Genomic DNA, 12869 nt, shown 5'->3' with positions numbered 1-12869 from the left:
AAAGAATTTGGTATAAACTTGACGTAGCAATAGAGGGAAGATACAATAAGAGACGCTGCGATAAAAGAGTTAATAAAAGTGTAGGATAAGGGGTTAGTTTCCATGGAATTTCAACTGGATAATGAATGGCAGTTACAACCAATAAAAGGAGCAACTGGTCAAGCCTACATGGGAACACGAGCAACAGAAAAAGTGTTCATTAAACGAAATACTTCTCCACTCTTAGCAGCGCTATCCAAGGAAGGAATTGCTCCTAAGCTAGTTTGGACAAAACGAACAGTTAATGGTGATGTTCTAACGGCCCAAGAATGGTTGGATGGTCGGTTATTAAAAACGGATGAAATTGGACAACGAAACGATGTTATTGATGTGTTGTATCATCTTCATCATTCTTATATGTTAAAAGAAATGTTAAGAAAAATTGGTGGTCAGATAGTTACACCTCAAGTAATGCTTGATAACTATCGAAAACTTTTACCTAAGGGATTAAAAAACAATTCTTACCTTTTAAAAATTATTCATTATTTAGAAGAAAATTTACCGGATTATTCTACAGATGATTACCGAGTTGTTCATGGTGATGTTAATTATAGGAATTGGTTACTTTCAAATAATTATCTCTATCTTGTAGATTGGAATTCTGTTATGCTGGCAGATCCAGCCATAGACTTAGGGATGATCTTAGGACACCATGTTTCACAAGCAAACTGGAATCAATGGTTACTAGCTTATGGATTACGACCTACAGATAAAGTAATGAAGCGCGTTTATTGGTATGTATTATTTAGTTTTTTACAAGAAATTTTTCATCATTATAAAATTGGTGAAAGAAAAGAAACAAACATGGAAATTCTCCAGTTAAAGAAAATATTCGGTCATTAACAAAAATAAATTATCAAAAAGCATGAAAAATACTTTTTGATAATTTATTTTTGAATAATGTTTAATCCTATGTTGACGTTATACTTATATAAGAGAGGAAATTTAGAAAAGATGCGTGTAAGATATAGACAGGGAGCCGCTCAGCTTCTAGCTGAGTATCCCCAATTTGTGGCAAATGAACCAGAAAAATGGCAAGGAAAATGGTATGAACGATTTAAAAATGATCATCCAATACATATTGAGATAGGGACAGGCAAAGGGCAATTTATTATTGAAATGGCAAGATTACATCCAGAAATTAATTATATAGGGATTGATATGCAAGTCAGTGTGTTATCAATGGCATTAGATAAATTGATTGAAAACCCATTACCTAATTTACAATTATTACATGTGGATGGAAGAACATTAACACAATATTTTGCAGAAGGTGAGATTGATCGCATTTATCTAAATTTTTCTGATCCCTGGCCAAAAGCAAAACATGAAAAACGACGATTAACTTCAAAAAATTTTTTAGCTACAGATGAAAAAATTTTAAAACCAAATGGCGAGATACATTTTAAAACAGATAATCGTGCATTATTTGAATATTCGCTTAGTAGTTTTTCAAAATATGGTATGATTTTAGAGCAAGTTTGGTTAGACTTACATAATAGCAATTATGAAGGAAACGTGATGACAGAATATGAAGAAAAATTTGTGGCTAAAAATCAAACTATTTATCGTGTAGAAGCTCGATTCCCTATTACTAACTAAACACAATAAGATTATGATCTAAAGAATAGAACTAAAATGAATGTTGTTCTCTATTAAGCAAGTAAAGTTATATAGAATGAACTATAAACTATGTTTTATAGTTGATATCTGTTGGCTAGTCGATTGATAGGTAGTCTTTTTAATAAAAATAGAGATAGAATAATCTATTTTTTCTCAACTACTTTGGCAGTAGAATAAATTTACTTAAATGTTTAATCAATTTAGTATAATTTATTTGGATATTTTTCATTTTTAGATAGATAATTTTTTGTAAAAAAGCTTTATGTAGAGTAAGTTTACTTTATATAAGGCTTTTTTGTTTGCCTAATTGTAATAGAGATTATGAAAAATAGGTATATAATCATTAAATAAAAGTAAGTAAATATTTCTAGCTAAATTTAGATAGATCAAATGATGAATGATAATTATAGTATAAATAATTAGTGAATGATCAAAATACCATTTTATGAAATAAATTTGAATGGATAAAATCTCTATGCATATCATTTGAAAATGGCTTTTTTCTATACTAAGCTTAAAATAGAAATTGGTTTTGAATCCAATTTTTTCATTAAAGAAAAGAAATAGCAATCGAATGTTCTTTTGCTTATTTCATTTATTCTTAATAACTAAAATGATAGGAGGAAAATGTATGGACAAAAAAATTAAAGACCCTAGAACACAGTTTCCTGATGCAAAACTTAAGGAACAAACACAACAATATCCCGGTTTACAAGGAAAAATGAATCCAGTACCTGATTGTGGTGAGTCTACTTATAAAGGTGCTGGTAAGCTTGAGGGGCGTAAAGCATTAATTACAGGTGGAGATTCAGGAATAGGTCGAGCAGTGGCTATTGCTTATGCAAGAGAAGGCGCAGATGTAGCCATTAATTACTTGCCAAGTGAAGAAGATGATGCACAAGAAGTAAAAAGTTGGATTGAAAAAGCTGGCCGCAAGGCTGTTTTACTTCCAGGTGATTTGAAAGATGAAACTTTTACACGTCAACTCGTACACAATGCACACAAGGAGTTAGGTGGACTCGATACGTTAGTATTGAATGCTGGAATACAAGCTGCCTATAGTAATATTAAACAAATTCCTAGTCAACATCTTAAAGATATATTTACAGTAAATATTATCTCTATGTATTGGATTGTTCAGGAAGCTTTAGATTACTTGCCAGCAGGTGGAAGCATTGTAACTACTACTTCAATTGAAGCTTTTTCTCCAAGTGAACCATTAGTCGATTATGCGGCTACAAAAGCTGCAATTGCTGCATTTAGTAAAGGACTTTCTGAACAGGTAGCATCAGAAGGAATTCGGGTTAATACGGTCGCACCTGGACCAATTTGGACAGCATTACAAATTAGTGGTGGACAAATAACTGAAAATATTCCTACTTTTGGTCATGGACCAGCTGATCTAATGGGTCGTGCAGGTCAACCAGCTGAATTAGCGCCTATTTATGTTTTATTAGCTTCAGAAGAAGCTAGCTTTGTTACAGGCCAAATTTATGGTGTAACAGGTGGTAGATTCCTTTAATGTAAAATAAACTGAACGGTAGAATAAACAAGCAGGATATTCTAATAGTTAAATCTATTCTATTAGTCAACTTCTTTTGTTTTATTCTACCGTTGTTATTATTTTTCACATCATTGGTAGGATTAGATCGGGAAATAAGGGAGGAAGAAGAGTGCCTTGGGATTTAAATGATTATCCACGTTCATTCAAAAACTTTGATCCATTACTTAGAAAAAAAGCAATTGATATAGCGAATGCTTTGATTGAAGAAGGTTATCCGGAGAGTCATGCTATCCCAATTGCTACAGCTGAAGCGGAAAGATGGGAAAGAGATGCTTCCACAAACAAAAAAGAAGATTTTGCAAAACAGCCAAATCCGCAAAAAAATAGTCCGCATAGAAAAGAAAGAGTAAATACGGAATTATGGAATAGTGATGTGATGGTTTACTTTGAAGATAATAAATGGTATGTAGAAACAAAGGGAGCTGAGCATCCAGCAGGATCATTTTCAACACAACAAGAAGCAATGGCTCGTGCGCAAAAAATAGCCCACTATAAAAATTCAAAGGTTGTTACGTATAATAAAAATAATCCACCAAACAATAATAAATAAAATGATTTATTTCTAACAATATACCTATACAGTTCATAGCAAGGTATACTAATTAATCAATAAAAAGTTAAATAACTGAAAAGGGAAAAATATTTTTTTCTGCTAGATTGATTAAACATTCTATTAAATATTGTTCATCATGTTCTGGATAGATAGGTGAAGTAATTGGTTCATAGATTAAGAAATTATAAGAGGATAGGTGTTTCCCCCGATAAAGAGGATTAAACCACAAGGAGTTTGGGTGATATCCTCTCTTTTGCATTTCATACATAACTAAAAGATGATATTGAAACAATTTAAATGGTGAATAGGAAAAGACATAATTGACTGTTTTATGTTTTTTCCCCCAACCTTTTCCTCTTAATGCCGCAATTTCTCTATGTTGACCAAGTAATTGTTGACGTGGTAATAAAGGAATAAGTGCTTCATGCCAGAGCCGCATTTTCCTAACCTCCCTTTTCTTTTCATAAAAACTGTAGCATGAAAAATTTAAAATTAAAAAGAAAGAGAAGAAACTAGATAAAATAAAGGTATTTGTCAATAAAATAATATTAATTTCAATAAAAAATAGTGAATAGGTGGATGGATTATTGAGAATGGTTTAATATTTATCAAAAATTGAGAGGGTAAAAGAAAATATCCCTCTCTCAATTGAAAAAATAATTTAGATATAAGATTCCGTTAATTCCATAAATAACTCAACATCCTTAACTACTTGATCAATCCCACTTTGCCAGAAATCTGGTTTTGTTAGATCGACACCTAGATGCTTTTGGGCGAGTTCTTCACTTGTCATAGAGCCAGTATCTCTTAATAAGGCGATATAGTGATCTTCAAAGGCACGTTTTTGCTGATTCGCATAAGCATAAATGCCCATGCTAAAAAGATAGCCAAAAGTATAAGGAAAATTATAAAAAGGTGGTTCATCAATAAAGAAATGCAGTTTGCTTGCCCAAAAATGTGGATGATAACTGGCTAGGCAATTTTGGTAACTGTCTTTTTGTGCTTGCAGCATTAACTCTGTAATCGCCTCTTCTCCCACGAATCCTTTTTGACGTGCTGTATAGAAGTTTGTTTCAAAGAGAAACCGAGCGTGAATATTCATAAACATAGCATTAGCATTTTGTAATTTATTATCCAATAGGTTTATTTTTTCTTCTTTGGTTTTAGCTTTTTTTAATGTGGCATATGAAACAATCAGTTCGGCAAAGGTACTTGCTGTTTCTGCAACATTCATAGCATATTCACGATTTAGTTGAGGTAAATCCCACATGACACTACTATGAAAAGCATAACCTAATTCATGTGCCAGTGTAGCAACTTCATTGATTGAATGATTAAAAGTCATAAAAATTCTTGATTCTTTTGATTCTGGTAGATCAATGCAATAACCACCTGGTCGTTTATGTGGACGATTTTCTGCCTCGATCCAATTTTTTTGAAAAGCCATTTCGGCAAATTTAGCCATTTTAGGACTAAAAGCCTGAAAGTTTTCAATAATAAAGGCAGCTGCTTGATTATAGCTAAAGGACTGCTCTTTTAAATTTCCAAGAATAACAGGTGCTTCTTGGTCTTGCCATTCCATCTTGTCATTTCCAAATAATTTAGCTTTTCTTGTTAGATAGTCAACAAAAGGTTGTTTGTTTTTCTCTATTGTTGCCCACAATGTGTTCAGTGTCTTTTTACTCATACGATTATCTTTTAAAGGTTGTTCTAAAAAGTCGTTGATTTTATGAAATTTATAATTTGATAAGCGAAAACCATCTAGATGATTTAAAGTATCTGCAAATAAAGGTGCTTTTTCACACCAAGTTTGCTCCCAAATGGTAAAAAACTATTGACGTACCTTTTTATTTGCATCACTAGTCATTTTGTTGGCTGCTTGTCCAATTGAATAGTGATGGATGTTTCCAGATTCATCTTTAAAGGGAATTTCCATACTAGAGACAATTGTATCATAATGACTACTCCAAGCTTTTAGTCCATCAAGTGAGAGAGTATTTATGATATTCTCATCGTTTTCTGATAGTAGTTTTTCTCCTTCACTTCTCATTTCATTTAAACGAAAGGTAAGAGGCTTGAACGATTTACTGGTTATTAATACTTGCCATTGATCATCATTAATATAGGTTAATTTTTTAATAAAGGTGGTTTCAGCAATTGAATAGCCGGAAGTAAAGTAAATAAACGATTATTTAAGACATTTGCTTGTGTATCTTTTGTATTGGCAGACATTAGATTTTCAATAAAATTTCCGCATTGATCAAAGCTATCAGAAATGGTTTGCATAAGTAGTAGAATTTCAGTAAGTTTGCTTGATTCTAAGTCTTTTTCAGGGAACCAGCCTTCAATTAATTGTTGAAACTGTGTTGTTTGTTTTTTTAGTTGTTCCATTTGTTGTTCTAGTTTCTCTGAATGACTACCACCTGGAAAAATACTTTCCAAATCCCAATTTGGTGAATAATCCATACTTATTCCTTCTTTCCAATATTTTTATTTAGTATAACATATATTCTATGATCTATGATTTTTACCAACATGTAACATTTGTGTTTGGATAATAAAAATTATATAATTTTAATAGATTAAATGAGTGAGGTGAAGAAATTGAAAAAGTATTTGTTGTTTGCTATTTTTTCCATATCCACGTTCTTCTTTATCGACAAAACGGTTTTGAGTGCTGAAAATTTAGCTTATGAAGATAGTTTTGGCTTTGCAAGTGTCGGTGAAGGAACAATAGGCGGAGTAGGTGGAGAGGAAAAATTTGTTTATACTGCAGCTCAATTAAAAGAAGCAGTCAAAGGAGATAGACCAACAATAGTAAAAGTTGTAGGAAAAATTGATTTAACTAATTTATTCGAATTTTCACCAGGAGTAACAATTGATGTTGGATCCAATAAAACGATTATTGGTATGGGAAAAGATGCAGAGATTACTGGTAGTGGTCTACGAATAAAAAAACAAAAACAAGTTATTATTAAAAACCTAAATTTAACCAATGCCTTGTCTTTTGCTAAGGGGGAACGTCCAGATGGAAAAGGTGGAATCATAACTACAGGTAATACACAAGCAAATCCGGGAGATTTTACGGAAATTGATGCAATTAATATTGAAAGCAGTGAGCATATCTGGATCAATCATAATAAATTTACAGATGATCCCTGGATTGCCAGTGAAGTGCCACAAGGAAAAAATCGTCATGATGGCTTGATGGATATTAAAAAAGGTGCTAATTGGATAACACTTTCAAACAATATTTTTACAAATCATAACAAAACAAGTTTAATTGGTCATTCAGATAAAAACAGTACACAAGATAACAACAAATTAAAAATAACATTTGCCTATAATTGGTTTAACAGAACTGATCAAAGAAATCCACGTGTTCGTTTTGGTGAGGTGCATTTATTAAATAATTTATATACAGATATTTCTTCTTATGGTATTGGTGCAGGAAGTGGTGCTAAAATTTATGCAGAAGAAAATGTTTTTGTTAACACAAAACGTGCTTGGGGACATCCAAATAAAGTACCAGATCCCATGGGTTATTTATTAAATAAGAATAATTTATTGAAAAATAGTTGTTTTGATCATGATGAACCTACTGGAAAGTATCCCGCTGTACCTAGTGATGGTGTGAAATGGCGTCCAATTGATTATTATTCCTATCGTTCAATGGCTGTTGATGAGGTAGAAGAATTTGTACGGCATCATGCTGGTCCCCTAAATTAAATAGATAAAAGACAAGGTTATTAAAAATTTTTATAAATAGAAAGATAAGGAAATAACAAGATTTTCTATTATTTATTAATAGGAATATCCTGTTGTTTCTTTAGTTATCTTCAAGCATTAAAAGAAACTGATTATTGTTTTGATAGATGTTTTACATAGTAGGAGGGTACTAATAAAATAGTGAATCAATTTTTGAATGAAAGTATGAATCATAATGTTTGGTTGATTATTGTTAATTTTTTTCACAAAATTTTATAGAAATGAATTGTTTCAATAATTAAAAAAAGGTACTATAAAACTAAAAATAGTTTTTATAAATGAGGGAAAAAATGAAAAAATTAGAAAAAAATAGCCATCTATATCTTATGATTGCCTTTATTGTGATGGCACTTTTATTTTATAGTTCTTCACAAACTTATACCCAACAATCTTTAGTTAGCCCCTTAGACCATCTATTGAAACATCATCCTTTTGAGAAACAATTACAGGGCATTTGTTTTCAATATGATGAAAATGAAGTCAGTATTCAAGCAAAAGGATATATTAAGTTTATTGAATTTTTTATTAGAAAAGGCGCCCATTATGGATTATATTTTATTTTGGGAGGAAGTTGGTTTCTTGGATTGCTTCCAAAAATAAAAAGTATCTTATTGACGGGCATTATTTCATGGCTTAGTGCAACTGGTTATGCTGGTTTGGATGAATTTCATCAAATGATTACAGGCGATCGAACACCTTCTTTTCAAGATGTCATGTTAGATTCAATTGGTGCATTAACAGCTGTTGCCATAGGATGCCATAGGAGTATGCTTTTTTTCTTCAAAGGCAAACAAATAAAAAGTAGAATTATTTAGTTATCAATAACAAACTCCTTTTTTATAATTGTCAATTTTTTATATTTATGAAGCTTACATACAGATTGAAGGAATATTTAGTATTTGCTATTTAAAAGTAAAGCATAAACAGATTTTAATGAATTAAAATTTGTTTATGCTTTTATTTTTTAATAAAGGTTCTAATAAAAATAAGTCAATTTTTGATAACCAACTATAAAAAAGCATTTTTCTTGTATTTTAAATTGAATAAGTAATAAATAAAAAGAGAATTTATTATTAAATTTAAAAAATAATAATATTATACTTATCTAGTTGTTTCTAATTAATCAAATTGATCGAATATTTTTCAGATATTTATTATATTTTTATTATTAAATATTATATGTGTAAATATCAAAAAAATAATTACTAATTGTTTGTTTTTTAGGTATTTTTCTTATTTATTAAGAGTTAAAAACATAAAGTATAGTATTAAAAACATTATTTAATTTTATAGTTATATAATATTAATAATTGAAATGAATTGTTACACGCCTTTTACCTACGCAACATAAATAGATGGTAAAGTATTGATTGTTGTTAAGAGCGACGAAATAATAATTACATAAAGGAGATTACTATGAAATCACTTAAAGCAATCTTATTAGGAACGACATTGGCAGCAGGATTTGGTTTATTTTTAGGAGCCTCAAATGCTCATGCAGACAGTCTATATACAGTACAATCTGGCGATACATTATCTGCTATTTCTAAACAATTTAGCGGAGGTAATCAATTGATTCAACGCATTGCTCAAGATAACAGTATTGCTAATATAGATATGATCTATACAGGTCAACAACTAACAATCAAAACAGCTGACCAACAAGCTGAACCTGTACAAGCAGCATCTGCTCAACAAGCAGCACCCGTACAACAGAAACAGGCTTCACAACCTGTACAGCAACCAGCGCCAGCATCAGCTGTTACAAACCAAACCAGTGCTGTAGATAGCAATTCTGCAAAGGAATGGATTGCTCAAAGAGAATCAAGTGGTTCTTATAATGCAACAAATGGTAAGTATATTGGGAGATATCAATTAGATGCTTCATATCTAAATGGCGATTACTCACCAGCAAACCAAGAACGCACAGCTGATAATTATGTAGCGCAACGTTATGGTTCTTGGGAACAAGCACAAACATTTTGGATGAGTCATGGTTGGTACTAAACTTTAATACATAAATGTTTTGAAGGGTTACTATCCTATACTACATACATATAAAATAAAGCAACAAACAAGTTATAGATAATGTCTCCGACTTGTTTGTTGCTTTATTTGTCTATCATATAATTTTGTAGAACTGAACATCAATTAAACTTTTTATTTAATATTTTCAAACTTTTCAGTAATAAATGAAAGGATGATTTATTTTTTATAAATCCTACTTACTGCTAGATTTATTTTCTAATTTAATTGCATTCAAAATCGAGAGTAGTAAAATAAGATTAATAAGAGACACGCAAAGGAGAAATTATCATGTCAGGACATAGTAAATGGAATAACATTCAAGGACGAAAAAATGCACAAGATGCGAAAAGAGGAAAAATTTTTCAAAAACTTTCTAGAGAAATTTATATGGCTGCCAAAACTGGTGGCATAGATCCAGCAATGAATCCTAGTCTTCGATTGGCCGTAGATAAGGGCAAGGCAGCAAATATGCCGAATGATAATATTGATCGTGCAATAAAAAAAGCTAGTTCATCAACAGATGGAGAGAATTATGATGAAGTTACCTATGAAGGATATGGACCGGGTGGCACTGCGATCTTAGTTTATGCATTAACAGATAATAGAAATCGTACGGCCACCAATGTACGAGTAGCATTTACAAGAAATGGTGGTTCTCTAGGTGAAACAGGTTCCGTTTCGTATATGTTTGACCGTAAAGGATATATAGTAATCACACGTGAAGCATTAGAAATTGATGAAGATGAGATGCTTGAAGCAGTTCTTGAAGCAGGAGCTGAAGATATGGAGGTTTCTGAAGAAGTTTTTGAAATCTATACGTCACCAGAAGATTTCGTCTCTGTTCGTGATGCACTAGAAATGGTTGGTTATCAGTTAGCACAAGCCGAGTTAACAATAGTTCCTCAAACTACCGTCACCCTAGATGAAGAACAACTTGGAAAATTACAAAAATTGGTGGATAGGTTAGAAGATGATGATGATGTAACCCAGGTATTTACCTCTGCTGATTAAGAAAATTTTATTTTTCTTTTTTGTATTAATTAATCTTAGAATGAATAGCTAATGTTTTTTAATCATCTTTAATAAAAAGTTTGGTTGTCTAAGTTTATTAGCAGCTGAACTTTTATTTTTTAATCAATTTTACATTTTGATGAACAAATGAGGTGATTAATATTAATATATAATTAAATAATTTTCATATTGCATTTATATTTTCATTAAATTATAATTTAGCTTGCTATAATTAGACATTAACTAAGCAAAGGAATAAAAATTTTTAGAAAAAATATTAAATAAGTATCATTAGATTGATATTTAATGAACATTTGAAATAAAAAATTTACATAGTATTTCTTTTGTTGGAAAGATGATTGAAATAGTAGTTATTCTATTCATCAATTGAGGCAATCATCGAATATAAAAACCCATCTAGGGATAACAGTTATTGATATAAACAATAAAAAACTTATTTATGAGTAAATAGTAAGCAATATATAGGAACCTAATTATGAATACAATGAGTTAATAGCTTTTATCTAAAAAGCTTTAATAATAAAATTTAGGAGGAACAATTGAATGAAAAAGTGGCTATTTACTGCAATAACAGCAAGTGGTTTGTTGTTCTCATTATCTGCATGTGGTGGTTCAGAAAACAATAAAGAAGGGAATAGTTCAGAACAAAAACAAGTATTAAAGGTCGTTGCAAATGCTGAAATACCAACAATGGACGTTTCAAAAGCAACAGATGAAGAAAGTTTTAATGCACTTACTCAAGTAATGGAAGGATTATATTTATTTGACAAAGATAGTGTACCAATTCCTGGTATTGCTGAACAGGTAGCTAGGCCAACAAATGATGGAAAAACCTATACAATCAAATTAAGAAAAAATGCGAAATGGAGCAATGGTGAACCAGTAACTGCAAAAGACTTTGTTTATTCTTGGCAACGAACAACAGATCCAAAGACAGGTTCTGAGTATATCTATTTATTTGATGGTTTTAAAAATTATGAAGCAATTACAAAGGGAGAAAAACCAAGTACAGATTTAGGTGTTAAAGCAATAGATGATTATACATTGGAAATTAATTTGGATCATCCAATTCCATATTTATCATCATTATTAGCAAGACCAACTTTCTATCCACTTAATCAAAAATATGTAGAAAAAAAAGGCAAAGATTATGGAAGAAATAGTGAGAATATGATCTATAATGGTCCTTTTGTTATGAAAGATTGGGATGGAACAGGGATTGATTGGAAATTTGAAAAAAATAAAAATTATTATAACGCAAAAAAAGTGAATTTAAATGAAGTTGACGTACAAGTAAGTAAAGAGGTTAGTAAAAACGTTAACTTGTTTAAATCAAATGCAGTAGATGTCACCCAAATTAAAGGCGAATATGTAGATCAAGAAAAAAATACGCCACAATTAGTGATACGTAACTATCCTTCAACGAACTATTTACAATATAATTTTAATAGTAAAAAGAACAAAATATTCACAAATGTAAATGCAAGAAACGCAATGACCAAATTAGTAAATACAGATCAAATTGCTAAAAATATTTTAAAAGATGGCTCGAAAAAAATCTCAGATTTTGTCCCTACTGGACTTATAAATAAAGAAACTAAAAAAGATTTTGCAAAGGAATCTGGTAAATTAATTGAAACAAATAACAAAGAAGCAAAGGCTCTTTGGAAAAAAGCTAAAAATGAATTAGGAATTAAGACAGCATCGGTTGAATTACTAACATCTGATCTTGATTCTTCAAAGAAACTTGCTGAATATCTCGAAGGATTAATGTCTGAAAATCTAAGTGGTTTAAAAGTAACGGTTTCAAGTGTACCGTTCAAGAATAGAATGGATCGAATGAGTAGTGGTGATTTTGATATCGTGTTAGCTGGTTGGCTAGCAACCTATCCTGATCCTTACGACTTCTTACAATTACTACAAACAGGTAATGTCCAAAATTATGGAAAATATAGTAACACAGACTATGATAAATTACTAAAGGATTCTGCAACAACTTATGCAACTGACAATCAAAAACGTTGGGATACATTGCTAGATGCACAAAAAGTTATGATGAAAGATTCACCAATTACACCACTATATCAATCTGCCCAAGCATTCTTGGTAAATGATAAAGTTAAGGGGCTAACCTATCGTGCAATTGGTGCACCTTACTACAAAGACATTACGATTAAATAATAAATAAAATTTTTGGTATAACAATAAAAATAAATAAGTCAATCAAAATAACCAAGTATGTTTAATTTAAAAACGTACTTG

The 12869-nt window shown here is 30.8% G+C and carries 10 protein-coding genes and 1 pseudogene; 9 read left to right on the top strand and 2 right to left on the bottom strand.

Annotation, left to right across the window (positions count from 1 at the left end):
* Positions 1-102: 102 nt before the first annotated feature.
* The 4 genes from MPTP_RS07740 (at position 103) to MPTP_RS07725 (ending at position 3776) form a co-directional block, all read left to right on the top strand.
* Positions 103-882 (top strand): phosphotransferase family protein, encoded by a 780-nt coding sequence (locus MPTP_RS07740; protein ID WP_013774586.1) that lies wholly within the window; start codon positions 103-105, stop codon positions 880-882.
* 111 nt (positions 883-993) lie between these two features.
* Positions 994-1641 carry a tRNA (guanosine(46)-N7)-methyltransferase TrmB gene (gene trmB / locus MPTP_RS07735; RefSeq protein ID WP_013774585.1) on the top strand — a complete coding sequence of 216 codons (648 nt, stop codon included), beginning with the start codon at positions 994-996 and terminating at the stop codon, positions 1639-1641.
* Between the two features lie 652 nt (positions 1642-2293).
* The gene (locus tag MPTP_RS07730; protein WP_013774584.1) at positions 2294-3184 is read left to right on the top strand and encodes an SDR family oxidoreductase; all 891 of its coding nucleotides are present in this window, start codon (positions 2294-2296) and stop codon (positions 3182-3184) included.
* Positions 3185-3335: 151 nt separating this feature from the next.
* Entirely contained in the window at positions 3336-3776 is a 441-nt protein-coding gene (locus tag MPTP_RS07725; protein WP_013774583.1) for a DUF2188 domain-containing protein, read from the top strand.
* Positions 3777-3843: 67 nt separating this feature from the next.
* On the opposite strand, the gene MPTP_RS07720 is transcribed toward MPTP_RS07725, so the two are convergent.
* Positions 3844-4218 (bottom strand): TIGR02328 family protein, encoded by a 375-nt coding sequence (locus MPTP_RS07720; protein WP_013774582.1) that lies wholly within the window; start codon positions 4216-4218, stop codon positions 3844-3846.
* 222 nt (positions 4219-4440) lie between these two features.
* Positions 4441-6245, bottom strand: a pseudogene (locus tag MPTP_RS07715) (M3 family oligoendopeptidase).
* A gap of 138 nt (positions 6246-6383) precedes the next feature.
* Here MPTP_RS07715 and MPTP_RS07710 point away from each other — a divergent pair.
* The 5 genes from MPTP_RS07710 (at position 6384) to MPTP_RS07690 (ending at position 12788) form a co-directional block, all read left to right on the top strand.
* Complete coding sequence (locus tag MPTP_RS07710) at positions 6384-7508, top strand: pectate lyase family protein (RefSeq protein WP_231849637.1); 1125 nt, start codon at positions 6384-6386, stop codon at positions 7506-7508.
* A 329-nt stretch (positions 7509-7837) separates the two neighbouring features.
* The gene (locus MPTP_RS07705) at positions 7838-8362 is read left to right on the top strand and encodes a VanZ family protein (RefSeq protein ID WP_013774580.1); all 525 of its coding nucleotides are present in this window, start codon (positions 7838-7840) and stop codon (positions 8360-8362) included.
* Positions 8363-8963: 601 nt separating this feature from the next.
* Positions 8964-9554, top strand: coding sequence for an aggregation-promoting factor (gene apf, locus MPTP_RS07700; protein ID WP_013774579.1), 591 nt, complete (start codon positions 8964-8966; stop codon positions 9552-9554).
* A 309-nt stretch (positions 9555-9863) separates the two neighbouring features.
* The gene (locus MPTP_RS07695; RefSeq protein ID WP_013774578.1) at positions 9864-10586 is read left to right on the top strand and encodes a YebC/PmpR family DNA-binding transcriptional regulator; all 723 of its coding nucleotides are present in this window, start codon (positions 9864-9866) and stop codon (positions 10584-10586) included.
* A gap of 564 nt (positions 10587-11150) precedes the next feature.
* Positions 11151-12788 (top strand): peptide ABC transporter substrate-binding protein, encoded by a 1638-nt coding sequence (locus MPTP_RS07690; protein ID WP_013774577.1) that lies wholly within the window; start codon positions 11151-11153, stop codon positions 12786-12788.
* The last annotated feature ends 81 nt before the right edge of the window (positions 12789-12869 follow it).

This window comes from Melissococcus plutonius ATCC 35311, assembly GCF_000270185.1.
GTDB lineage: Bacteria > Bacillota > Bacilli > Lactobacillales > Enterococcaceae > Melissococcus > Melissococcus plutonius.
The sequence above is the reverse complement of the archived record's forward strand: the minus strand, read 5'-3'. Positions and strand labels throughout refer to the sequence as shown.